This window comes from Xenorhabdus budapestensis, assembly GCF_017743015.1.
Lineage (GTDB): Bacteria > Pseudomonadota > Gammaproteobacteria > Enterobacterales > Enterobacteriaceae > Xenorhabdus > Xenorhabdus budapestensis.
The window spans coordinates 1,973,118-1,997,363 of record NZ_CP072455.1 but is presented as its reverse complement, the minus strand read 5'-3'; the positions used below and the strand labels follow the sequence as shown (position 1 = coordinate 1,997,363).

Annotated in this window: 20 protein-coding genes and 1 pseudogene; 9 read left to right on the top strand and 12 right to left on the bottom strand. The window is 41.2% G+C overall.

Going from position 1 to position 24,246, the window contains the following annotated elements:
* Positions 1-174: 174 nt before the first annotated feature.
* A complete protein-coding gene (gene ydiK, locus HGO23_RS09085) occupies positions 175-1,284 on the top strand; it encodes an AI-2E family transporter YdiK (RefSeq protein ID WP_099134642.1) in 1,110 nt (369 codons plus the stop codon).
* Between the two features lie 462 nt (positions 1,285-1,746).
* Here the strand turns inward: ydiK and ppsA are convergent, their stop codons facing one another.
* Entirely contained in the window at positions 1,747-4,125 is a 2,379-nt protein-coding gene (ppsA, locus tag HGO23_RS09080) for a phosphoenolpyruvate synthase (RefSeq protein ID WP_209028606.1), read from the bottom strand.
* Between the two features lie 239 nt (positions 4,126-4,364).
* Between ppsA and ppsR the strand changes: the two genes are divergently transcribed.
* From ppsR to HGO23_RS09045, 7 genes are all read left to right on the top strand, one after another.
* Complete coding sequence (gene ppsR, locus HGO23_RS09075) at positions 4,365-5,228, top strand: posphoenolpyruvate synthetase regulatory kinase/phosphorylase PpsR (protein WP_099134644.1); 864 nt, start codon at positions 4,365-4,367, stop codon at positions 5,226-5,228.
* Positions 5,229-5,390: 162 nt separating this feature from the next.
* Positions 5,391-6,437 (top strand): 3-deoxy-7-phosphoheptulonate synthase, encoded by a 1,047-nt coding sequence (locus tag HGO23_RS09070; protein WP_099134645.1) that lies wholly within the window; start codon positions 5,391-5,393, stop codon positions 6,435-6,437.
* Between the two features lie 401 nt (positions 6,438-6,838).
* Positions 6,839-8,881 (top strand): TonB-dependent hemoglobin/transferrin/lactoferrin family receptor, encoded by a 2,043-nt coding sequence (locus HGO23_RS09065; protein WP_209028605.1) that lies wholly within the window; start codon positions 6,839-6,841, stop codon positions 8,879-8,881.
* Positions 8,882-8,938: 57 nt separating this feature from the next.
* Positions 8,939-10,012, top strand: a complete 1,074-nt coding sequence (locus tag HGO23_RS09060; protein WP_209028604.1) for a hemin-degrading factor — start codon at positions 8,939-8,941, stop codon at positions 10,010-10,012.
* Positions 10,009-10,827, top strand: coding sequence for a heme/hemin ABC transporter substrate-binding protein (locus HGO23_RS09055; RefSeq protein ID WP_099134648.1), 819 nt, complete (start codon positions 10,009-10,011; stop codon positions 10,825-10,827). Before HGO23_RS09060 ends, HGO23_RS09055 begins: the two co-directional genes overlap by 4 nt.
* Positions 10,824-11,852 carry a FecCD family ABC transporter permease gene (locus HGO23_RS09050; protein WP_209028603.1) on the top strand — a complete coding sequence of 343 codons (1,029 nt, stop codon included), beginning with the start codon at positions 10,824-10,826 and terminating at the stop codon, positions 11,850-11,852. The genes HGO23_RS09055 and HGO23_RS09050 overlap by 4 nt, the downstream gene beginning before the upstream one ends.
* 8 nt (positions 11,853-11,860) lie before the next feature.
* A complete protein-coding gene (locus tag HGO23_RS09045; protein ID WP_416778694.1) occupies positions 11,861-12,646 on the top strand; it encodes a heme ABC transporter ATP-binding protein in 786 nt (261 codons plus the stop codon).
* Positions 12,647-12,930: 284 nt separating this feature from the next.
* Here the strand turns inward: HGO23_RS09045 and HGO23_RS09040 are convergent.
* A pseudogene (locus HGO23_RS09040) lies at positions 12,931-13,489 on the bottom strand (hypothetical protein).
* 212 nt (positions 13,490-13,701) lie between these two features.
* Between HGO23_RS09040 and HGO23_RS09035 the strand changes: the two are divergent.
* Positions 13,702-14,067, top strand: coding sequence for a helix-turn-helix domain-containing protein (locus HGO23_RS09035; protein WP_099134651.1), 366 nt, complete (start codon positions 13,702-13,704; stop codon positions 14,065-14,067).
* A 169-nt stretch (positions 14,068-14,236) separates the two neighbouring features.
* Here HGO23_RS09035 and lplA read toward each other — a convergent pair whose 3' ends face one another.
* The 10 genes from lplA to btuD all read right to left on the bottom strand — a co-directional run bounded on the left by lplA (position 14,237) and on the right by btuD (position 24,151).
* Positions 14,237-15,253: a lipoate--protein ligase gene (gene lplA, locus HGO23_RS09030; RefSeq protein ID WP_209028602.1), complete on the bottom strand. Its 1,017-nt coding sequence runs from the start codon at positions 15,251-15,253 to the stop codon at positions 14,237-14,239.
* A gap of 78 nt (positions 15,254-15,331) precedes the next feature.
* Entirely contained in the window at positions 15,332-15,817 is a 486-nt protein-coding gene (locus tag HGO23_RS09025; RefSeq protein WP_099134653.1) for a C40 family peptidase, read from the bottom strand.
* On the bottom strand, positions 15,817-16,215 hold the full coding sequence (arnF, locus tag HGO23_RS09020; protein WP_099134654.1) for a 4-amino-4-deoxy-L-arabinose-phosphoundecaprenol flippase subunit ArnF: 399 nt from the start codon (positions 16,213-16,215) through the stop codon (positions 15,817-15,819). Before arnF ends, HGO23_RS09025 begins: the two co-directional genes overlap by 1 nt.
* Positions 16,212-16,562, bottom strand: a complete 351-nt coding sequence (gene arnE / locus HGO23_RS09015) for a 4-amino-4-deoxy-L-arabinose-phosphoundecaprenol flippase subunit ArnE (RefSeq protein ID WP_099134655.1) — start codon at positions 16,560-16,562, stop codon at positions 16,212-16,214. Before arnE ends, arnF begins: the two co-directional genes overlap by 4 nt.
* Position 16,563: 1 nt before the next feature.
* Positions 16,564-18,225, bottom strand: a complete 1,662-nt coding sequence (gene arnT, locus HGO23_RS09010; RefSeq protein ID WP_209028601.1) for a lipid IV(A) 4-amino-4-deoxy-L-arabinosyltransferase — start codon at positions 18,223-18,225, stop codon at positions 16,564-16,566.
* 7 nt (positions 18,226-18,232) lie between these two features.
* Complete coding sequence (gene arnD / locus HGO23_RS09005; protein ID WP_209028747.1) at positions 18,233-19,126, bottom strand: 4-deoxy-4-formamido-L-arabinose-phosphoundecaprenol deformylase; 894 nt, start codon at positions 19,124-19,126, stop codon at positions 18,233-18,235.
* Positions 19,126-21,129 carry a bifunctional UDP-4-amino-4-deoxy-L-arabinose formyltransferase/UDP-glucuronic acid oxidase ArnA gene (arnA, locus tag HGO23_RS09000; RefSeq protein ID WP_209028600.1) on the bottom strand — a complete coding sequence of 668 codons (2,004 nt, stop codon included), beginning with the start codon at positions 21,127-21,129 and terminating at the stop codon, positions 19,126-19,128. Before arnA ends, arnD begins: the two co-directional genes overlap by 1 nt.
* The gene (arnC, locus tag HGO23_RS08995; protein WP_169923023.1) at positions 21,126-22,109 is read right to left on the bottom strand and encodes an undecaprenyl-phosphate 4-deoxy-4-formamido-L-arabinose transferase; all 984 of its coding nucleotides are present in this window, start codon (positions 22,107-22,109) and stop codon (positions 21,126-21,128) included. Before arnC ends, arnA begins: the two co-directional genes overlap by 4 nt.
* A complete protein-coding gene (gene arnB / locus HGO23_RS08990) occupies positions 22,106-23,251 on the bottom strand; it encodes a UDP-4-amino-4-deoxy-L-arabinose aminotransferase (protein ID WP_209028599.1) in 1,146 nt (381 codons plus the stop codon). The genes arnC and arnB overlap by 4 nt, the downstream gene beginning before the upstream one ends.
* Positions 23,252-23,383: 132 nt before the next feature.
* Entirely contained in the window at positions 23,384-24,151 is a 768-nt protein-coding gene (gene btuD, locus HGO23_RS08985) for a vitamin B12 ABC transporter ATP-binding protein BtuD (protein ID WP_209028598.1), read from the bottom strand.
* Between the last annotated feature and the right edge of the window lie 95 nt (positions 24,152-24,246).

The window sequence follows — 24,246 nt, the reverse complement described above, 5'->3', positions numbered from 1 at the left end:
ACATTGCTTTATTTATATACTACTTTAATCGTCAATTCAGACAGGGATCTGAACAGGCAGTTTTTCAACAATATCACAATATTTAACAATTTTGAGCAATCTGTGAAATAACGTTATATTTATTTACCATTGTTGATTCTGACAATATTTTCAATTGCCGAGAGAAATCATTTCATGGAAAAATCGCAACCACACCACGATTTACCCAAACTGCTATTTGTACTGTTCTTCATTTTACTACTCATTACGACCAGCTTTTGGGTTTTGAGTCCATTTATTTTGGGATTCATCTGGTCAGGAATGGTGGTTATCGCAACTTGGCCATTAATGGAAAAAATACAACAACGTTTATGGGAAAAACGCTGGATCGCAGTTTCCATCATGACACTATTATTGATTTTATTATTTGTTATCCCCATTGCCTTGCTGGTTAGCAGCCTGCTGGAAAACAGCGCACCACTAATTGCATGGGCAACATCTCCATCCAATATACATCTGCCTCAATTGGAATGGCTCAATAAAATCCCGTTCATTGGTAATGACTTATATCTTAAATGGCAAGACACCATTGCTGAGGGCAGTAACATGCTTCTGGCCAAAATTCCTCCTTATATTGGTAAAGCAGCAACATGGTTTTTTGCTCAGGCCGCCAATGCAGGCCGTTTTCTGTTTCACTTAGCACTCATGGTACTGTTCAGTGTCCTGCTTTATTGGAAAGGTGAACACGTCATGCTGGGCATTCGCCATTTCGCCATCCGACTGGCAGGCAAACGTGGTGATGCTGTTGTACTACTGGCTGCTCGCTCCATCCGTGCTGTTGCTTTAGGTGTGGTTGTTACAGCACTCATACAGGCTATCGCAGGCGGAATTGGGTTAGCAATCGCAGGTATACCTTATGCAATGATCCTAACAGTCATAATGTTTGTACTCTGTGTTGCTCAATTAGGCCCTTTACTCGTCCTTATCCCATCCATTGTTTGGCTTTATTGGACAGGAGAAACAACCTGGGGAACTATTTTAGTTGTCTGGAGTTTAATTCTGGTCACGATGGATGGGGTTCTTCGCCCTTTCCTTATTCGCCTCGGTGCCGATTTACCTATGGTTTTAATTCTTACCGGTGTTATCGGAGGTATACTTTCACTGGGTGTGATTGGATTATTTATCGGCCCGGTGGTATTAGCTGTTTCTTATAGCTTATTGCTGGCCTGGATGGATGAGATTCCTAAACCTGAAAATAAAACAGAACATATAGAACAATATTTCAAAAAAGACCATATACAATAATAAACGATAGCGCGGAATATGATTTTTCCGCGCAATTATCATTAAAGTAAACATATAATCTTATTTCTATAGAAACTCATCCCGCCAGTAAATAAATCCTTCAAAAATTTGTTACAAAAAAGTTGTTTTTTAGTTTTGTTTTTCTAATTCTGATTTATTAAGAGAATTCTTAATGAATAAACTCACTTATTAAATTAATATTCTTTTCATCGAAACAATGTTTCCCATGAATTGCTGTCCTAGTTTGTATACGCCACAAATTGGGATAAGTGAAGTAATATATATTGCTGTGTGTAGTCTTTGCCTGTCAGCCCATGATAGGCTTTTTTTTTGGGGGGGGAAAATTTCCATTATCTCTATATATAATATATCGCCCATGTTAAAAAAGATTATGCTACAAAGAACAAAAAGCCTGAAAATATTTTTAACAGGCTTTTTATTTCATACCTGAATAAGCTGTGATTAATCATTTCCTGCTAAAGAAATCCAGGTTTTTACAACGGTATCAGGATTCAATGATAAACTGTCAATCCCTTCTTTCATTAGCCATTCAGCGAAATCTTCATGATCAGAAGGCCCTTGACCACAAATACCAACATATTTACCTTGTCGCTTAGCTGCCTGAATTGCCATAGAAAGTAATTGTTTCACTGCATCATTACGCTCATCAAATAATTCAGATACGACACCCGAATCACGATCTAATCCTAATGCTAATTGAGTCATATCATTTGAGCCGATAGAAAAACCATCAAAATACTCAAGGAATTGTTCCGCTAATAATGCATTTGATGGAATTTCACACATCATGATGACTTTCAACCCATTCTCACCACGTTTCAAACCCTGTAATGCCAATTCTGAAATTACAGCTTCAGCCTGTGCTACTGTACGTACAAATGGGATCATCACTTCGACGTTAGTTAACCCCATAACATTACGCACTCGTTTGACCGCTTCACATTCCAGAGCAAAACATTGACGGAAATTGTCAGAAACATAGCGACCAGCCCCACGGAAACCAAGCATCGGGTTTTCTTCGTGTGGTTCGTATAAATCACCGCCAACTAAGTTCGCATACTCATTAGATTTAAAGTCAGACAAACGTACAATAACACGCTTAGGCCAAAATGCAGCTGCCAACGTCGCAATACCTTCCGTCAAACGTCCGACATAAAACTCAACAGGATCATCATAACCTACCATTAATAATTTAATCTGTTCCTGTAGTTCAGAGGATTGTTCGGAAAACTCAATCAGGGCTCGGGGATGAACACCAATCATGCGGTTTATAATGAATTCCAAACGTGCCAGACCTACACCTTCATTCGGCAGGCAGGCAAAATCAAACGCCCGATCCGGATTGCCTACATTCATCATGATCTTGACATCCAACTTTGGCAGTTCATCAACCTGAGAACTTTGGATGCTGAAATCCAGTTTATTCTGATAAACGAAACCGGTATCCCCTTCAGAGCAAGAAACAGTCACTTGTTCACCTTCTTTTAAGCGTTCTGTCGCGTCACCACAACCCACTACCGCAGGAATACCCAATTCACGAGCAATAATAGCAGCATGACAAGTACGACCTCCACGATTGGTAACAATCGCCGCCGCTTTTTTCATGATTGGTTCCCAATCTGGATCGGTCATGTCTGTCACCAATACATCCCCTGCCTGGATACGATCCATTTCGCTGAGATTGTGGATAACTTTAACCGTACCAACACCGATTTTGTGCCCAATCGCACGGCCCTCCACCAACACACGACCCTGTTCATTCAGTTGATAACGTTCCATCACCTGCTGATTTGAACGGACTGTCTCAGGACGTGCCTGTACAATATATAGCTTGCCATTGTACCCGTCTTTCGCCCACTCAATATCCATCGGCCGACCATAATGTTTTTCAATCAGTAAGGCTTGCCTTGCCAATGCTTCAACTTCACTGTCAGTAAGAGAGAAACGATTGCGTAACTCCTCAGAGACATCTTCTGTACGTACCTGCTGACCATGCTCTTTGCTGTCTGCATAGACCATACGTATTTTTTTGGAGCCCAAATTGCGACGGACGATCGCAGGGTGGTTATTTTTTAATGTAGGTTTATGGACGTAAAACTCATCAGGGTTCACTGCTCCCTGAACAACCATCTCACCCAAACCATAGGCAGATGTAATAAACACGACTTGATCAAAACCAGACTCAGTATCAATCGTAAACATCACACCTGATGATGCCAGATCGGAACGCACCATACGCTGTACCCCGGCTGATAATGCAACACCACGGTGGTCATAGCCTTGATGGACACGGTAGGAGATGGCACGATCGTTGAAGAGAGATGCAAAGACGTGTTTAATGGCAATCATCACGGCATCAATGCTCTGCACATTTAAAAAAGTCTCTTGCTGCCCGGCAAAAGAAGCATCCGGCATATCCTCAGCAGTCGCAGAGGAGCGGACAGCGAAAGAAGCATCCGACTCACCTTCAGACAATTGTAAGTAAGCATCCCGGATATCTTTTTCCAGTTGTGCCGTAAATGGTGTATCAATCACCCACTGACGGATCTGTACGCCTGCCTTAGCTAATTGATTAACATCATCAACATTAATTTCATCCAGTAATTGGTAAATACGCTGGTTAACACCGCTTTGTTCCAGAAAATCATTAAATGCCTGTGCAGTCGTAGCGAAACCATTGGGGACAGATACACCAAGATCAGCCAGATTAGTGATCATTTCGCCAAGAGAGGCGTTTTTACCACCGACCCGATTAACATCATTCATGCCTAATTGGTTATACCAAAGCACATTACATGGGGTGAGGCCATTATTGGACATTGAAACTATCCTTTTTACATTCGGAGGTACAAATCAGAAAATTAAGGCTGTTTTTTACAACAGGAAATAGCCTAGCACAATGTTTTGCTACATATTGAAAGGTGAATCGATCAACCCAACAATATTATTTTTTTACGCGTATAATTTGGAACGTAAGCTATAGCTGTAATTTGTAATAAAAACGATTCAGCTAATATTTTGATAATACCCTATAAACTCAACAAGAAAAGAAAAACACAATGATAGAGATCCAACTCCCTCAGACTCAGGACAATGAAACTCTGGAACACAGTGTATTTTTCATTTCCGATGGCACAGCAATTACGGCAGAAGTTTTGGGTCATGCTGTATTGTCCCAATTCCCAATTACTATCACGTCTTATACCTTACCCTTTGTAACCAACAAAATAAGAGCAGAAGAAACCAGGAGCCAGATAAATACCATCTATCAGGCAACACAAATCAGGCCACTAGTTTTTTATTCCATCATTTCCAGTGAAGTTAAAAATATTATCACCAGCAGTGAAGGTTTTTGCTTGGATATTGTCCAGACTCTCGTAGCACCATTGCAGCAAGAAATCGGACTGAAACCCAAACCTGAATTACACCGTACTCACGGTTTATCTAAGAAAAATCTGAGTCAATATGATGCCCGTATCGCAGCCATTGATTATACCCTCGCACACGATGATGGGGTTTCATTACGCAATCTCGATCAGGCTCAGGTGATTATTCTGGGTGTATCCCGCTGTGGAAAAACACCCACCAGCCTCTATCTTGCCATGCAATTCGGCATTCAAGCCGCAAACTATCCTTTCACCGCTGATGATATGGATAATCTGCAATTGCCTGCCGATCTAAAACCTTTCCAGCAGAAATTATTCGGATTGACAATAAGCCCGGAAAGGCTGGCTGCTATCCGGGAAGAACGGAGAGAAAATAGTCGTTATGCTTCATTACGGCAATGTCGGATCGAAATTGCTGAGGTTGAAGCTCTATTCCGCAAAAACAAAATTAATTATTTAAATACCACCAATTATTCTGTCGAAGAAATTTCAACCAAAATTATTGACATTATGGGATTGAAACGGCGCATGTTCTGATCCCGGAAATACCAGCATATCTCAGAACACTATTACAATCTTATACTCGCGATTTCTCATATAATTGTAATTATTGTCTGTTGAATTTGCTGGAGGTTGAGTTATTGTAATTTCAATTACGCCAGACTGCGTCCTAAGATGAAGTAGAATTCGAGAAAGTATATGCCCAAAACAGATGAGTTAAGAACCCACCCAATTGACAGATTAATAACACCTAAAACACTTTCTGAACAATACCCCATATCAGAAAAAACATTACAAAATGTGACGGTATCACGCAGACGTATTGAAGCTATTCTGACAGGCAACGATCAACGTTTGCTGGTCATCATTGGCCCCTGTTCTATTCATGATGTTGATGCCGCTTTTGATTATGCCTCGCGTCTGCACGTATTACGTGAAAAATATCAGCACAGTCTGGAAATCGTAATGCGAACCTACTTCGAAAAGCCTCGTACTGTTGTTGGCTGGAAAGGTTTGATTTCAGACCCTATGTTAGATGGCTCCTGTCAGGTCAATAAAGGGATCTCACTCGCCCGTAAGTTATTAATTGATATCAATGAATTGGGAATGCCCACCGCCACAGAATTTTTGGATATGGTCATCGGGCAATATATTGCAGATTTAATTAGCTGGGGAGCAATCGGTGCAAGAACAACAGAAAGCCAAATCCACCGGGAAATGGCTTCCGCATTGTCATGTCCGGTCGGATTTAAAAATGGTACTGACGGCAATATTCATATTGCTATTGATGCGATACGAGCATCACGTGCCGGACATATGTTCTTGTCACCAGATAAAGATGGACAGATGACCATCTATCAGACCAGCGGAAATCCTTATGGCCATATCATTATGCGTGGCGGGAAAAAACCGAATTACAGTGCTGAAGATATTACAGAAGTTTGTCAGAAATTACGTGAATTCGACTTACCAGAACGCTTGATTGTAGATTGCAGTCACGGAAACTGTCAGAAAGTTCACCGCCGACAACTGGATATAGCCAGAAATATCAGCCAACAGCTTCAGTCTGGTTCAACGGCTATCGCGGGTGTTATGGCAGAAAGTTTTTTAGTTGAAGGTTCTCAAAAAATCATGCAGGGAGAACCTCTGACCTACGGGCAATCGATTACTGATCCATGCCTCAGTTGGCAAGATACTGAACAATTCCTTAATATTCTGGCCGAAGCAGTTGAAAGTCGGTTCTGAATATCGTTTTTACTGGCTTCTGTTCACGATGAGAGTAGGAGCCAGCCCCCTTTTGAAAAATCATACAAAACCAATCTATTGAGTCAGTTATACCTACATAAAAAAATAACTTGAAGTTAATCAAATCAGAAACGATAATTATTCTCAATATTATAATAATTATTGTTCATATTGGTTATGAAAAAATTAACTGATTGCCTGTGTTACCACATCAATCCTTTGCAACAACAGATCCTTCTTGCGTTACATCGTGATTCTACACAAACCGATAACTTTACTCTGACTTAATAACAATTCAGAGAATTCACCGGGATGCATCTCATGGTGATTAAAACGATATATGAGTGTTTCAAAACCATTCATGTGCTTTAAAACACAGCAAAATTATGGAGATAACCTATATGACCCGAATTCAACCACCAAACCTAAAATTGTCTGCATTAAGTATTGTCATTCTGACAGGGTTGTCTTCTGCTCACGCAGTAACCATCCCAACTGATAAAACAGCCCCAGCAGAAAAAAGTAAACCTCATAAAGATACGCTGACAGTTTATGCCACAGGGAATCAGCGCGACAGTTTTGAAGCACCTATGATGGTAACAGTTGTTGAAGGTAACTCAGCCAGCAGTAAAGTTGCAGGCAATGCAAATGACTTGCTGAGCAAGATCCCCGGGATTAATACTGCGGATTACGGGCGTGCTAACGGGCAAGATATCAGTATGCGTGGTTACTCTCAAAAAGGCGTTTTAATGCTGGTTGATGGTGTTCGTCAGGGTACTGATACCGGGCACATTAATGGTATTTTCCTTGATCCCTCACTGATTAAACAAGTTGAAGTTGTCCGGGGCCCATCTGCCCTACTCTATGGCAGTAGCGCATTAGGTGGAGTTATTGCCTATCAGACGGTTGATGCAGCAGATCTCTTACAGGCAGGGCAAAATAGCGGTTTTCGTGTTTTTAGTCGTGCCGGAACTGGGGATCACAGTTGGGGATTCGGCGGAGCCGCATTTGGTAAAACCGATAATCTTGATGGTCTATTTAGTTTCAGCACCCGTGATGTTGGCAATATTCGTTATGGCGGCGGGGTAAAAGGCCAGAATGATGAAATTATCGGCAATGTACTGACCAAAGGGACATGGCAAATTGATGACAGCCAATCAATTGGTGGCGAACTTCGTTATTATCGCAATAAGGCCAATGAGCCACTGAACCCACAATCTGTCAAAACAGCAGATAAAACAGAACAGGCTGATCGCACCACAACACAACGTGATGCGCAACTGACTTACAAGTTGAATCCGGCAGAATATAACTGGTTAAATTTCAGAACAGATATTTACTATTCCAACATTAGTATTGATGCTAAGAGTGAGAAAAATGGTTTTGAAGGCCGTAAACAGGAAACTTACGGTATAAAATTGGAAAACCGTTCGCACTTGAATGCTAACTCCTTTGCTGCACATCAATTTACTTATGGTAGCGAAATATATAAACAGAAACAAAAACCAAGCAGCAATTATATAAATGGATTTCCGAATGCGGACATCCGTTTTGCATCTGGTTGGTTGCAAGATGAGATAACCATTCGTGACTTACCAATTTCATTTATCATCGGTACACGTTACGACAATTACAAAGCATCAAATGATAAATATAAAGATATCAATGCCGATAAATGGTCATCAAAAGGTGCTATCAGTATCACCCCAACAGATTGGTCAATGCTGTTTGCTTCTTACTCTCAGGCATTCCGTTCACCGACAATGGGAGAGATGTATAACGATTCCAAACATTTTCCAAATAATTACTGGAAACCTAATCCTAACTTACGCCCTGAAAGCAATGAAACTCTGGAATATGGCTTCGGGTTACGTTTCGATGAACTGTTTACCAACAATGATGGCCTGAAATTCAAAGCCAGCTATTTTGATACCAAAGCAAAAGACTATATCACCACTTCCGTAGAGTTTAGGAAAGGATTTACGACTTCCCTGAATATCCCCAAAGCAAAAATTTGGGGTTGGGATGTATCGATGACATATAACACTGATTGGTTCTCGTGGGATCTGGCTTACAACCGCACTACAGGCAGAAATGAACAAACTGGCAAAACTATTGATGCCCTCAGCCCTGATACGGTGACCAGCACACTAGATATTCCTCTTTCCAGTAGCGGTTTTTCTATTGGTTGGATCGGTAAGTTTACTCAACGTACCCAGTTCAAAGGCATTAATGGTAACAAAAATGAACGTGGACAAAAAGTTACCCAATATGCAGGCTATGGCGTCAATGATTTTTACATCAGTTACCACGGTGAAGACCAGCTAAAAGGTGTAACGACCTCTGTCGTACTCGGCAACGCTTTCGACAAGCAATATTACTCATCACTGGGTGCACCGCAGAGTGGCCGTAATGCCAAACTGTTTGTCAGCTATCAGTGGTAAAGAATAACAACACTAATTCTTAACCTTTAACGCAGTTTTTTTAAGGAGCTAGTATCTGTGAATCAGTCACTTTATGAACGTTACCTACAGGCAAAAGCGGATAATAAAGCTAAATATGCACGCGACTTAGCCGCTTATCTTAATATCAGTGAAGGAGAATTACTGCACAGTCGTGTCGGTATCGACGCAAAACGTTTGAACGTTGATGCTCCTACCCTGCTACAAGAACTGGCAACAGTCGGTGAAACCAAGGCCATTACCCGCAATGACTTTGCTGTTCATGAACAGGTTGGCCGTTACGAAAACACGAAGTTCAGCCAGCATGTTGGTCTGATCCTAAACCCGCGTGAACTAGATTTACGTATGTTCTTTGAGCATTGGAACAGTGTTTTTTCTCTGGTAGAACCTGCGAAAAATGGTATGCGTCACAGCATCCAGTTCTTTGATCGTCAAGGCGATGCTTTGCATAAAGTGTATACAACCGCAAATACTGATATGGCTGCATGGAAAGCCCTGATTGAAAAATATCAGACAGATGAAAACCCAGTGCTGAAAGTGAAACCTGAAGAAGTCTCTGAATATGCAAAAGTGACTGAAGAGCTGAAAACACAATTGGATGAAGAGTGGCGTGCAATGACCGACGTTCACCAGTTCTTCATCATGATGAAACGTCATAATCTGAATCGTCAGCAGATTTTCAATGCTGTTAAAGATGATTTGGCTTACCGTGTAGAGAATTCTGCCCTGACTCAGATCCTTGAAGTTGCACACAAAGACCAAAATGAAATTATGATCTTCGTCGGAAATCGCGGTTGTATCCAGATCTTTACTGGTAAACTTGAGCGTCTGATGCCATATCAGGAAGAAAACTCTTCCCAGAAATGGGCTAATATTTTTAATCGTAACTTCACGTTGCACCTGATTGAAAGTGCTATTGCTGAAAGCTGGATCACACGCAAGCCAACAGCAGATGGTTTCGTCACCAGCCTTGAGTTGTTCGATGCGGATGGTAACCAAATCGCCCAACTGTATGGTCAGCGTACCGAAGGTACTCCTGAGCAAACACAATGGCGTGAACAAATTGCCGCACTACCTAAACTGCAACCAGAAAAGGAAACTTGTGTAGCATGAAAAAGTGGCTTCTAACCTTTATGCTTACCATCTCCTCCAGTGCGTTCTCCGCTGAACGTATTGTCACAATTGGCGGTGATGTGTCTGAAATCGTTTTTGCACTTGGCGAAGGACAGCATGTTGTTGCCAGGGATAGTACCAGTCAGAACCCTAAAGAAATACTTTCATTGCCAGATGTGGGGTATATGCGAATGCTGAATTCAGAAGGGATTTTGTCTATGCGCCCGTCACTGATGCTCACTAGTGAATTGGCCCAACCTTCTCTGGCACTCAAGCAAGTCGAAGATTCCGGTGTAAAAGTTATTAAAGTGACCAGCAAAGCCTCGTTAGAAGCCGTTCCTGAAAAAATCAAGACCGTCGCCAAGGCGGTCAATCAGGAAAAACGTGGTGAAGAGCTAATCACTCAATATCAACAACAATTGGCTGCAATCACCACGTCAAACATTCCCACAAAAGTGATGTTTGTTATGAGTCACGGAGGGATTATGCCAATGGCAGCCGGCCAACAAACCGCTGCGGATAAGATTATTCATGCCATTGGTGCCAAAAATGCCATGCAGGGATTTAAAGGATACCGCCCTTTATCTCAGGAAGGTGTTATCGCCAGCCAGCCTGATTTGCTGCTGGTCAGCACCGAGGGACTGAAAACGCTGGGTGGTGTGGATAAACTGTGGCAACTTCCGGGCTTGAACTTTACTCCGGCAGGAAAGAAAAAACAGGTTGTCGTTGTGGATGAAATGAGTTTGCTCGGATTCGGTATCCACACCCCGGAAGTTATGAAACAAGTCCGTGAGGCTGCGGAGAAAGTGCAATGAGTCGTACCCAATCCCCCAGCTTTGGTTTGATGTTACTGGGCGTATTGCTATTTATTCTGGTAATCAGTTCAGCCAATATGGGGGCATTGCCTCTTTCTTTTAAAACGCTGTGGGAATCCTCTTTGGATGACCCACAGTGGCAAATCTGGTTAAATATCCGGCTACCACGTATTCTATTGGCGATTCTGATTGGCGGTGCGCTGGCTGTTTCCGGTGCCATAATGCAGGGATTATTTCGTAATCCTCTTGCTGATCCCGGATTATTAGGGATCAGCAGTGGTGCAGCACTGACTGTGGCAATAATCATTGTTGTGCCCACCTTTTTGCCTTTCTCTTTACCAGGCAATATGTTACCTGAAAGTATTGCGTTATACGGTCATGTTGTTGCAGCTTTTGGTGGTAGTTTATTAGTCTCATTGCTGATCTTTTCGTTAAATAAATATAGCCACGGCAATTTATCGAAATTGCTGCTTGCAGGTATCGCCATTAATGCACTGTGCATGTCATTTATCGGTGTATTGAGCTATATCAGTAATGACCAGCAATTACGTCAATTTACCATTTGGATGATGGGTTCACTGAGCCAGATTGAATGGCCGACACTGGTTATTGCCGCTTCTATTATTATTCCTGTCAGCCTGTTAGCACTCAGTCAGTCTCGAAAACTCAATCTACTACAATTGGGTGATGAAGAAGCCCACTATTTAGGCATTAATGTCCAACAAACTAAGTTTCAATTACTACTGCTTAGTGCCTTGCTGATTGGCTGTGCGGTCGCGTTGAGTGGTGTTATCGGTTTTATTGGTCTGGTTATTCCCCACCTTGCCAGATTGCGGTTTGGTAGTGATCATTCCTGGTTACTACCAATATCAGCAATGGGTGGTGCATGTCTTTTGTTAACTGCGGATACATTAGCCAGAACGTTAGTTGCTCCCGCCGAAATGCCGGTCGGTCTTATTACCGGTTTAATTGGTGCCCCTTATTTCTTAGGGTTAATCCTTAAACCATCAAAAGGCCGTTTGTAATGGAGCCGATAATGTCAAAAAGTTTACTTGAAGCCAAAAATCTGAACTACTTCATTGGGCAGCGCCAAATCATCAAAGAGGTTTCGCTCTCTATCCATCAAGGAGAGGTTGTTGCAATTATTGGTCCCAATGGCGCAGGCAAATCCACGCTATTACGGCTGTTAACAGGTTATGTTTTACCAAACAGTGGCGAATGCCTGTTACAAGGAATCCCCTTACCCCAATGGCCAACCCAAAAACTTGCCCGGATCCGTGCAGTAATGCGGCAATACAGTTCGCTTTATTTTCCTTTCAGCGTGGAAGAAATTATTGCAATGGGGCGAGTCCCCCATGAAAACGCTCATAAGAAAATCGCGATTGATGATGCAATTGCCTTAACAAAGTGTGAAAAACTGAGGTATCGGAATTATCAGCAACTCTCTGGCGGAGAACAGCAACGTGTTCAATTGGCAAGGACTCTGGCTCAACTCTGGCATCCAGAGCCAACAAAGTCCTGTCTGTTTTTGGATGAACCAACTTCAGCATTGGATCTTTACCACCAACAGCATACATTGCGACTCGTTCATAACCTGACCCGTCAACGCCCTCTTGCTGTCTGCTGTGTATTGCACGATCTAAATCTGGCTGCACTCTATGCGGATAAAATTATCCTATTACATCAAGGAAAGTTAGTCGCATCCGGCACACCACAGGATGTTCTGCGGGATGATATCCTTAAACAATGGTATCGGGCTGATTTAGGCGTAACCCAGCATCCCGAAACTTACCAACCGCAAGTTTACCTCCGGCAATAATGGCCATGTCTGAATACCTAAAAAGCTGATGCTATATGCTAAGAAAGTTGAATATGACCGTGATCCATCTTTAATCGAAAATCAAGATTAAGCGAATAGGGCATAATTCAAAGAATTATGCCCTTATTGACTTATCCCATTTTGATAAGTCCCTTACTCAAGCGTCCAGTCCTCAACTCTTAGTCCATCCGCTCTATTAAATTTTCTTTTCCCCAATCCAAAAAACCGGGCTTGAATTTATATGATTCTGAAATAATTATACCCACAATTTACTGAGGTAAAGATTATTTAACGTCAGCCATACGTTGCTGTCGTGCAGCAGGTAAATACCAGAGTGTAGCAATCAAGCATAAGACATAACCCAACATTTCACAGCCCTCTTCTACTATGTTTTTGACTGTGCGATTAAAATGCTCATCCATCAATCCTTGCCATAGTGCTCCCATACCGAACAAACGGGAAAACACCAGCACACACAATAAACCACAAACCATCATCCCGTAGCTTTGGTGGCGAGTAAAATAAACAAGCCCAACAAGCGTTTTCTGTCTTTGTGTACAAGCATATACAATGCAAACCACAGCCAAAGGGATCGCGAACCATGACCATGCTCCATGAAAAATTTTATCAAAGCACGCATCTAATTCTCTAATCAACCCGAATTCTTTATCCAGAATTCGGGTTAAGTAGTGAAAGTTCCTGAAAAGTTTCTGTGAGTGAGTCTTCAGATACACGATTGTGTAGGTAATTAACATCTAAAAATAACAATCCTGTTATTCCAGCTATTACCAGTGCATATAAAACAAAAAAGCACCCAATGTTGAGTACAATTGTCGATTCTATCTGACTAACCAATATTTTTTTATACCATCCATGCCCTTTAAGAACACTCAGTAATTCAGAAAATAACGATAGTTAATATTCATTGATTCAAAACCGCACATTTTGCATATACGGTATAAAATAAATTCTTAAAATGAGCCTTTCGATAATATTAATCATTATTTATATATCGGTCTCTTTTAGCACAAGCCCCACTCCAGTGGGAGGTGAATATGTTAGAAAGTGTTATTAACGATATTGTTAAATGGTTAGAAAACCAACTTCAACTGACTGAAAGCATCAAAATAGATGCCATTGCACATAAAAGTGGTTATTCGAAATGGCACTTACAGCGGATCTTTAAAGAGCTGAAAGGTTGCACACTTGGTCAATATGTACGTCGGCGCCGGCTCCATGAAGCCGCTAAATCCTTACGTGAAGATGATTTACCTATCCTGGATATTGCCCTGCAATATGGTTTTAGTTCTCAGGCTACATTTACCCGGATATTTAAGAAACACTTCAATACAACACCGGCTAAGTTCAGAGAGAATGGGCAATTACCTGAGCTGAAGGCATTTTTATATTGTGAAGAATAAATCATTGTGAAAAGTAAGCCATTGGAAAAATAGGTGTTCGAATAATGACAACCGATAACTAATCGTCCAATCCCGATTTACAAAATGTGTTTATAGTAAGTGTCCCCCTTTTCTGGTCAACGTCCCTGTCGTTGACCATTTTTTATTGTTAAATCCCCTAAATTATTTTTTATTTCAGCGCATCAACCAACCAATGAGCAAATTGCTGCAATTCCATATCCAACAAAGGATTTTGTTCTTTGATGCGCTGGATCACTTGCCCAACGGCATCCGGCTGATACAGTACACCAATCAGTTCTTCTGCTAATAATTCGAATGGGGCAGGTTCTAAACTATCAGTAAAAATCTGACAACGATTGATAATTCCACGTTCAATATCAACATGTAATTCAATACCACCCCAACGAAATCGGGTATCCAGTGTATGACTAAATGCAGGTGCCTGACCAAAATTCCATTCCCAACTACTTTGCTTGCTAAAAATATCAACAAAGCCCGATAAATCCGGTAAAGCTTGTGGAGAAATAAGCTCTGGTTGCACAACTTCGCCAAAATATTCAGAAAATGCCTCTATAATCCCTTCGCACACTTTTTCATGTGTAATATCCGGCAATAATTCTGACAAGTTTGTCACTCTGGAACGGATAGAAGGAATACCTTTTGCCTGTAACTTTTTAGGATCAGGGTTGAGATAATCCACAAGGCGATTCAAATCTGCATTAATCAGTAATGTGCCGTGATGAAAACCTCTGTCCTTAGTTTCACGATACGCCGACCCAGAAATTTTGCGTTCCCCATCCGATAAAGGCAAAACCAGATCATTACGACCAGAAGCTATCGCATGAATACCAGATTTTTTTAATCCAGCCAGAATGATTTGAGTAGAAACCGTTTTATCATATTCTGGCTTACCCGCCATAAAGGTAAAACACGTATTCCCCAGATCATGAAAAACTGCCCCACCGCCACTACTACGTCGAGCCAGTTTTATACCATCTTGTTCCATACGCCGTGTATTACACTCTTTCCACGGATTTTGAGCCCGCCCTATAACAACAGTATTTGTATTACGCCATAAGAACAAAACACGTTGCTCTGGCGACATTTGACGGAAAATACACTCTTCAACAGCGAGATTAAACCAGGGATCGTGGGAATCAGACAGCAGTAAACGTAATGTGGACATTATTTGTCTCCGAACAAAGCAAAAACAGTGTGTTAGGATATCATAATGTATTAATTCAATTGGTGACTCAGACTGGGATCATATTCTGCGGGCCTGCCAAAAAACACGACGCCAATATATGTTATCAAGAGAGGAACGCATTACACCTTTACTGGTCGATGCGTGAATAAATTCATTGTTGATATCATAAATACCAACGTGTAACCCATTATCACCGCTACCGGTTTTGAAAAAAACCAGATCACCCGGCATTAGATCCTTTTTATTAATCCGTGTACCCAATTGGGTCTGTTCACTCGTTGTCCGTGGAAGCAGGATATTAAAACGATCATAAAAAGTACGATAAACAAAACCAGAACAATCAACACCTCGCCGATCCATGCCACCGTAACGATAAGGTGTACCCTGCCATTGTGTAAGCTGCTCTTTTAACTGTGTAATAACAATAATCGGATCAGAAAGTGCTGCTCGCAATGGAGGTAAGTTTGACTTCGAAATAGGATTGGAACACCCAATCAGAAATAAGCTCAGTAACAAGCATAAATGTCTTATTCTTATAATCATCAATCAGCCTCTCTGCCTTCTGGTCTGCTAATAAACCAAACTCCCAATGAAATTAACAGGATCCCTATTGTTTTCAGTAGTGAGATATTTTCATTAAACCAGGGTAATAGTACCGCCAATAAATAAACAAAAACATAGCTCAAACTGATAAGCGGATAGGCTTTATTCAACGGCAGGTATTTCAAAGCAAAAAACCAACTGAACATGGATAATGCGTAACTCACTAATCCCACCATCACCATCAATAAAGGTTTATGATGCAACCAAAGCCAATCGATATCTAACCAATGTGCAGATGATAAAGAAAGCTCAGGTAATTGTACGACTCCCCACTTCAATAATAGTTGAGCAACAGTAATTAGCAGGACGCTTGCCACTCCCCAAAAATACCCTTTCATTGATTTAAGCTCATCAATAAAATTCCCAACATAATTAAAAACACACCTATCCAGTGTCTTATCCCGGCTTTTTCATGATACAGAAATTGTCCGATCAACGTTACCAGTACAAAATTAATACTCAGCATAGGATAAGCAATACTCAGTGGTAGAGCTTGCAACAAATGTAGCCAGAATATCATTCCTATACCCAACAGAAGAATAGCACCAATCAGCCATGCCACTACAATTGCCAGTTTATAGGGGACATCTTTTTTGCCCCAACTGGTAACAGCTTGTTTCTGACAAATTTGTCCTGCACAAGTTAGTAAACTAACCAGTATCAATAACCCTATACTACTGTTCATATCACGGTTGCTTCTTATAAATCACAAGGACAAAACGATATTTACGCTGTATCAAATCAGGTTCAGGCAACTCAGGAAGCCTCTCTTTTGTAGGCAATAAGAAAACAATTGCAACCTGTCCCTCTTTCCGTGCACTGGTCAACCATGAGGGAAATTGTTCCTGTGTTATATACCTATTGCGACTATCTGGATAATTCAATCCGTACTTCAATTCACCCTTGTTTTGAAATAAGTAAATATCACTGCGTTTCAATTCCCACGCAACTGCGGCTCCTAAACCAACCGATGTAGACAAAATATACTTACTTTCAGCCAGCTCTTTTTCATTTTGCCTGATAAAATCCTGCGGTAGTTTAGAATCAATTGTCTTATCTGGTAATGCACTACCTATTGATAAACTCAGCACAATTGAACAAGCGGCAGCCCATTGCCAACGTTTGCCATTGTGTATAAAACAGAAATAGCCCACTATCCCCCAAAATCCAAAAGTGAAAATCCCTATCACCCATTTAACCCATTCATTGGGTTGGTAAAGAGGACGACTGGAAACAATTTCCAGAAATACAAGCGCCAGTATTGCTATCAATCCAATGAAAACATTTATCAACCCATTGAGCTTTAATGTCTTCATATTGCCATTCTTCATGTTATCAATAGCATACTTTGCCATCATCAACGCTAATGGCCCGATAAATGGCAGAATGTAAGTCGGCAGTTTTCCTTTAGAAATGCTAAAAAATAGCAATGGGACAAAAAACCAGCAAAACAGAAAGAACATCTCAGGATGATTTTTCTTCTCTTGCCAACTCTTGAGCAAAGCGCCAGGTAATAATCCTAGCCACGGAATAACACCTAAAATCAATACCGGCAGGTAATACCAGAATGGGGCGGAATGCTGTGCATGATCAGAAGCAAAACGCTGTATATGTTCTACCCAGAAAAAATAATGCCAATAATCAGGCTCTCGCAAAGCAATTGCGATCACCCACGGCAGACTGATCAAAACAGCACAAATAATTGCAAGCAGGCCAAAACGAACCATTTCCAAAAAACGTTTCTGGTATATCGTGATCGGTATCATGGATATTACCGGCAGAGCCAATGCCAGAAAACCTTTTGTCAAAAACGCCATGCCGCAGGTTATACCTAGTACAGACCAAGCCCAAATCCGTTCACGGCGACTACTAGCCTTTAATGCCCAATAACAGCTCACTATTCCTGCCGTGATCCATAGTGAAAACATTGGATCAAGAACACTATAAGTGCCGACAGAAAAAACAATAAACATGGAGAGATAAATCAAACTAGCAATAAATGCAGTCTGGCGAGACTGCCACATCATCATAGCTAACCGATAAAGAAGAAATGCACTAATTATAATGCTGAATACAGCACCAAAACGCACTGCAAAATTATTATCCCCAAAGATCCATTGGCTAATATTATTTATCCAATATCCAGCCACTGGTTTTTCAAAATAACGGATATCTAAAAAATAAGGAACTATCCAATCTCCACGTTGTAACATTTCCCGACTGATTTCAGCATATCGTGTCTCGTCTGGTTGCCACAAAAGACGGCTATTCAGAGGGATAAGGTAAGTAAAGATAAAAAAAAGAGCCATCAGAACGGCCCCGGCTCTACTCGTCCAAGTATTCGACATATTTGTTTTATACCTCTTGTTGGCAACCTAACCAGCTTTCACGACCAGGAAAATCTGAACGGATAATTCTCCCAACAGGCAAGGTGTTTCTATTTTCTGGTAATAAATCACATAACTTGCAAAACTGAATATCTTGCTGGTGGAGCATATCCAATAGTTCCTCGAACTGCGGCGCTTTGGACATTCCTTCAACTTCTGTATGAATGGTATAAACAGGAACACCCTGAGCATTTTTGATTGCATCAAGAATAAAGTGATTAAAATCCGCATCACTGACTTGCGTTCCGACAACTTCGTCATAAGTCGGTAATGTCACAGGAATTTGAACAGTACCCAAGCTCCCATCCGGCAACAATGGCCTGAATGGATGTGTTCCACGACAATCACTGTTGTAGTCAAAACCAAATTGCTGTTTGACTGCCAGTACACGCTCATCTGCCCGCCAGCCAGCAACAGCAGAGCATGTTACGGAGTGTCCTGTCGCCTTTTCCAGGGCATTAATACCAAGTTGTATTTGTTCTGCCAGTTCTGATTCTGACCAATGTCCTGCTTTTGCCTGCCAACCCTGATGATCCCAAGCATGCAGACCAACTTCATGGCCTGCATCCAGGGTTTTTTTCATCAGATAACCTAAATCTTTTGCAATTTTCTTTCCCGGCCAGGCTGTACCAGCTAATAGAATATTCAGACCATAAAGAGATACGGCATTTGATCTCAACATTTTCCACAAAAATTTAGGCTTTAACAGACGCCACAAATGGCGTCCCATATTGTCTGGGCCAACGCTGAAAAAGAAACTAGCCTGAATATGATGACGCTGTAAAGTTTTAAGTAATTGCGGCACACCTTCCCTGGTGCCCTGATAAGTATCTACATCAATCCTCAAGCCAACTTTTTGCATCATATATGCCCTGCATATTCTTTCTTCCTTTTTAGCTCTTTCACAGCATCACGCAAGAAGAAATCCAATGTCTCATCAATGGTTTGTTCCATATTGATCGTGGGTTTCCATCTCAACAGATGTTCCGCGTTTTTAATGCTGGGCTTACGGTGTTCAACATCCTGATACCCCTGACCATAATAACTACTACTTTCGATTTTCTTGAATCCGGCAAACGGAGGAAAATATCCACGTAGCTCATGTTTTTCAAAGCTATTCAGCAATATTTCAGCTAATTGACGAATACTGGCCTCATTCATCGGATTACCAATATTGATAATCTGACCATCACACAAGCCATTCTGGTTCTCAATAATTTTGAATAACGCTTCAATTCCGTCATGAATATCGGTGAAACAGCGTTTTTGCTCTCCCCCGTCAATCAACTTAATGGGGGAACCTTCCACCAGATTTAAAATTAACTGAGTAATTGCCCTTGAACTCCCAATACGGGCTGAGTTCAAATTGTCTAACCTTGGCCCCATCCAGTTAAATGGTCGAAACAAAGTAAATTTCAAACCTGCTTTTTCACCGTATGCCCAAATAACACGATCAAGCAATTGCTTAGAAACTGAATAGATCCAACGCTGTTTGTTGATTGGCCCCACAATTAAACGAGAAGTATCCTCATCGAATTCCTTATCATCACACATGCCATAAACTTCAGAAGTGGACGGAAAAATAATCCGTTTATTGTATTTCACACAATAGCGAACAATTTTCAGGTTTTCTTCAAAGTCCAACTCAAAAACACGCAACGGGTTACGGGTATATTCGATAGGTGTAGCTATCGCCACTAATGGCAGCACAACATCACATTTTTTAATGTGGTATTCGATCCATTCTGTGTGAATGCTGACATCTCCTTCAATAAAATGAAAATTTGGGTTACCAATAAAACGCTCAATGGCAGAAGAGCCAATATCCATTCCATAGATATCATAATTACCATCGCTCAACAGACGTTCTGTCAGATGATTACCGATAAATCCGTTAACCCCCAGAATCAAAACACGTTTACGAAGGCTGATTTGTGTTGTGACTTTTGGCCCAAGCCGAATAGCTGCCATAATCCCCATTTCTAAAGCGAGTCGGCTACCCTGCACATAAATACCAGATTCACTCTGTCCACTGACAATCTCTAATGCCCCTTCTCCACACGCAATAAGCAGTGGATCCGTAGAAATCACGGTTCCTGGCTGTTTATCATGAACTTTATTAATTGGGTGTGAGCGCCAAATAGTAATTTTACGCTCACCAAGGAAAGTAAATGCACCTGGATAGGGTTCTGTCACCGCCCGGACGAGGTCATTAATCTCTTCGGCAGATTTATGCCAGAAAATTTCCCCATCCTCTGCTGTCCTGCGACCAAAATAGGTTGCCTGATTTTCATCCTGCGGAATAGATGAGTAATTATTCGCCTTTATCTGAGGCAGAATATTATTCAATAGCTCAACTGCGGCTTCACGAATTTTGCCATGAATATCCAATGAAGTGTCTGTTTTCTCAATCTGTACTGCCTGTTGAGCAACAATATCTCCGGCATCTGCCTTAGCTACCATTTTATGCAGTGTTACACCTGTTTCTGTCTCACCATTTAATATCGCCCAGTTAACAGGAGCACGACCACGATATTTAGGTAATAAAGAACCATGTAAGTTAAATGCTCCTTTTGTTGCCAGTGATAAAATATCCTGACTGAGCAGATCGCGATAATAAAATGAGAAAATAACATCCGGCTGCATTTCACTAATACGTTCAATCCAGAGTGGATGATTCACATTCTCCGGAGCAAATACAGGTAAGCCCATATTCGCACCAATATGGGCCACAGAAGAGAAAAAATTATTTTCATTCGGATTATCGACATGCGTAAAAACAGCTTGAATATCAAACCCCGCTCTCACTAATGCATTAAGCCCGACACAACCAATATCATGATAGGCAAAAATAACGGCTTTCATTTTTTTTCTTCCTTAATTACTGTTGGATTTTTAGCTCCAACCACTTTTTGAATAAAATAGCGTGGACGTGCACGAACATCGTTATATATCCGGCCGATATATTCTCCGAGTAACCCCATCGCAACGAACTGTGCACCAATAAACATGAAAAGGATGGCAAATAAAGTAAACACTCCCTCAGCAGCCCATATAGAGCCAAAGATAAGGCGCAAAGCGATCAGCAATACGGCCAGCAGGAAACCCGTCACAGCAATAATGCTTCCTACAACACTCAATAACCGTAACGGTGCTGTTGTCAGACAAGTTAACAAGTCGTACATCAGGTTTATCAGCTTCATAAAGCTGTATTTAGAATCACCGAACTCACGCTCTGCATGAGCTACATCAATTTCGATTGTTTTGCGGGCGAATGTGTTAGCCAGAATAGGAATGAATGTGCTGCGTTCATGACACTGCAACATTGCTCGCACAATATGGCGGCGATATGCCCGTAACATACAGCCGTAATCCCCCATTGAACGCCCCGTTGCTTTCGTGATCATTGCATTAATAATCTTAGAGGCGGTTTTACGAAACCAAGAATCCTGACGATTGGCACGGCGTGTACCGACAACATCATATCCCTCTTCAGCTGTTCTCACTAAACGGGGGATCTCTTCCGGTGGATTTTGTAAATCTGCATCAAGGGTGATGATAAGATCACCATCGGCCTGATGGAATCCCGCCATAATTGCAGAGTGCTGCCCATAATTACGGTTCAACAAAATTGCAATGACATGATTTTTAAGATCTTCAGCCGCTTTAGTCAAAATGTCGGCGGAGCTATCGCGGCTACCATCATCGACTAAAATTAATTCATACTTCTGCTCAAGTTGTTGACATGCAGATATCGTCCTTTCCAATAATTGGGGCAAGCTTTCTTCTTCGTTATAAACCGGAATAACAACCGAAACTTTTTTTATTTTTTCAAACACCACTATCTACACTCCGCAAGAATTTCCAACACGGCATTCACGACACGATCTACATCATCATTGTTCATATCCGGAAAAAGGGGTAACGAACAAAGTGTTGCCGAATTCCACTCAGATTCGGGCAGAGACAGAGCTGGATAACGTTGCCGATAATATTTTTGTGTATGTGCCGCTCTGAAATGTAATCCCGTGCCGATATTGCGTTCTTTTAAGCGTGTCATGAAAGCATCGCGGTCAATACCGCAAATACTTTGATCAACACGTACCATGAATAAATGATGAGAGTGCCGATGTTCATATTCAGGCACACTCAACATCTGTAAAGGGGTATCTTTTAAAGCAGAAGAATATCGTGCTGCCAGCTCCCGGCGGCGGGCATTCATAGATGCCAATTTACTTAGCTGGACAACCGCCACTGCCGCATGAATATCTGATAAGTTATATTTGAAGCCCGGTTCAATAACTTCTGCCTGAGGTTTCCTGCCTTGGATCTGCCGATCAAAGGCATCAACGGTCAACCCATGAAATTTCAAACAACGAACTCGCTGCGCAAGTTCATCACTATCTGTAACCAACATGCCGCCTTCCGCACATGTCATATTTTTGATGGCGTGGAAAGAAAAAATAGCCGTTCCTCGTTCACCAACCCATTCATTCTTATAACGGGTTCCCACTGCATGAGCGGCATCTTCAATCAAGGGGATATCAGCTTCTTTTGCAACCGCACGCAGGGCATCAAGATCACAGGGCGCACCTGCGTAGTGGACAGGGATAATTGCTTTAGTTCTCGGCGTAATAGCCTGTTTAATCGTTTTGGTATTAACCATCAGAGTATCACGATCCACATCGACCATAACTGGCTCTGCACCTAACAGGCAAATCATATTGACAGTAGAAACCCAGGTTTGGGAAGGCGTTATTACTTCATCACCAGATCCAATACCTAACGACAGCAAGGCTAAATGCATTCCCGCCGTAGCAGAGTTCAAAGCTATCGCATGCCTGCAACCAAACATACGAACAAAATCCTGTTCTAACTGCTGGTTTTGTGGCCCTGTTGTAATCCAACCTGAACGTAAAACTCTTTCTACTGCTTCTATCTCTTCATTTCCAATTGATGGACGAGAGAATGGTAAAGAAATATCCATAATCGCCTTGTGTAGCCTGATTTATTTTATAGTAGAAAATATCCATTAAAAAAATAATAACAAGCAAATAAAATCATGGCAATCAATAGATTAAAGAAAAACAATCAATTAAAGTGATTGTTTTTATGAAAATTAATCATGATTGACCCTCCATAATTTATAGTTATTATTTTGGATATGTCTAATGTTTATTTCAAAAATTTCAGATAAATTTATTTCATTCATAATATCCTGTGTAATACCAGACATAAATAATTTACCTCGTAAAAGTAACCATACATTACTAGCTTGTTCGTAAGTATGATTAAGATCATGACTACTCAATAAAACAGAACCACCTAATGTACAAAACTGATTAATTAATTTATCTAAAATAGCTTGTTGAGTGATATCAAGGTTATTAGTTGGTTCATCAAGAAGTAATAATTTTCCAACCGGATTCAATTCAGGCCATACCTGCAAAAAAGCACCAGCCAACCTGACCCGTTGCCATTCTCCTCCCGATAACTGCCCAATTGTTGAAGACAGTAATGTGGTTAATTTCAGTTGCCGACAAAGTTCATATAACACCTCTTCTCCTTCAGGCAATCGTGCTAATTCAGGACGATACATATCCAAATATTGAAAAACAGGCATAACAGGAGCTGAAGCGGACTGAGAAAACCATGCCCGACATTGCGCTAATTCACTTTGTCGATAATCACGCAATTCTTTGCCATTGATATAAATACTGCCACCGTGAGGCAAAACTCCGGCAATTGCTGCAAGCAAAGTGCTTTTTCCTGAACCGTTCAACCCAACTAAGTGAACTTTCTCGCCAGCTTTCACTGATGCAGACAGTGAAGCCAGCCTGTTACTGACGGTGATATTATCCAATACTAAAAGCGGTCGATGAATCATGCTATCTTCTCTACTCTTTTATTTCTTTGTTATTCTCTTCGTGCTTTTCCGTAATCTATTAGGTCACTTATTAATGCATGATTATGATTAACATG

Excerpts from the sequence above, each read along its gene's own strand:
- ydiK (WP_099134642.1), top strand. The coding sequence starts at position 175 with ATGGAAAAATCGCAACCACACCACGATTTACCCAAACTGCTATTTGTA.
- ppsA (WP_209028606.1), bottom strand. The coding sequence starts at position 4,125 with ATGTCCAATAATGGCCTCACCCCATGTAATGTGCTTTGGTATAACCAA.
- ppsR (WP_099134644.1), top strand. The coding sequence starts at position 4,365 with ATGATAGAGATCCAACTCCCTCAGACTCAGGACAATGAAACTCTGGAA.
- HGO23_RS09070 (WP_099134645.1), top strand. The coding sequence starts at position 5,391 with ATGCCCAAAACAGATGAGTTAAGAACCCACCCAATTGACAGATTAATA.
- HGO23_RS09065 (WP_209028605.1), top strand. The coding sequence starts at position 6,839 with ATGACCCGAATTCAACCACCAAACCTAAAATTGTCTGCATTAAGTATT.
- HGO23_RS09055 (WP_099134648.1), top strand. The coding sequence starts at position 10,009 with ATGAAAAAGTGGCTTCTAACCTTTATGCTTACCATCTCCTCCAGTGCG.
- HGO23_RS09050 (WP_209028603.1), top strand. The coding sequence starts at position 10,824 with ATGAGTCGTACCCAATCCCCCAGCTTTGGTTTGATGTTACTGGGCGTA.
- HGO23_RS09035 (WP_099134651.1), top strand. The coding sequence starts at position 13,702 with ATGTTAGAAAGTGTTATTAACGATATTGTTAAATGGTTAGAAAACCAA.
- lplA (WP_209028602.1), bottom strand. The coding sequence starts at position 15,253 with ATGTCCACATTACGTTTACTGCTGTCTGATTCCCACGATCCCTGGTTT.
- HGO23_RS09025 (WP_099134653.1), bottom strand. The coding sequence starts at position 15,817 with ATGATTATAAGAATAAGACATTTATGCTTGTTACTGAGCTTATTTCTG.
- arnF (WP_099134654.1), bottom strand. The coding sequence starts at position 16,215 with ATGAAAGGGTATTTTTGGGGAGTGGCAAGCGTCCTGCTAATTACTGTT.
- arnE (WP_099134655.1), bottom strand. The coding sequence starts at position 16,562 with ATGAACAGTAGTATAGGGTTATTGATACTGGTTAGTTTACTAACTTGT.
- arnT (WP_209028601.1), bottom strand. The coding sequence starts at position 18,225 with ATGTCGAATACTTGGACGAGTAGAGCCGGGGCCGTTCTGATGGCTCTT.
- arnD (WP_209028747.1), bottom strand. The coding sequence starts at position 19,126 with ATGCAAAAAGTTGGCTTGAGGATTGATGTAGATACTTATCAGGGCACC.
- arnA (WP_209028600.1), bottom strand. The coding sequence starts at position 21,129 with ATGAAAGCCGTTATTTTTGCCTATCATGATATTGGTTGTGTCGGGCTT.
- arnB (WP_209028599.1), bottom strand. The coding sequence starts at position 23,251 with ATGGATATTTCTTTACCATTCTCTCGTCCATCAATTGGAAATGAAGAG.
- btuD (WP_209028598.1), bottom strand. The coding sequence starts at position 24,151 with ATGATTCATCGACCGCTTTTAGTATTGGATAATATCACCGTCAGTAAC.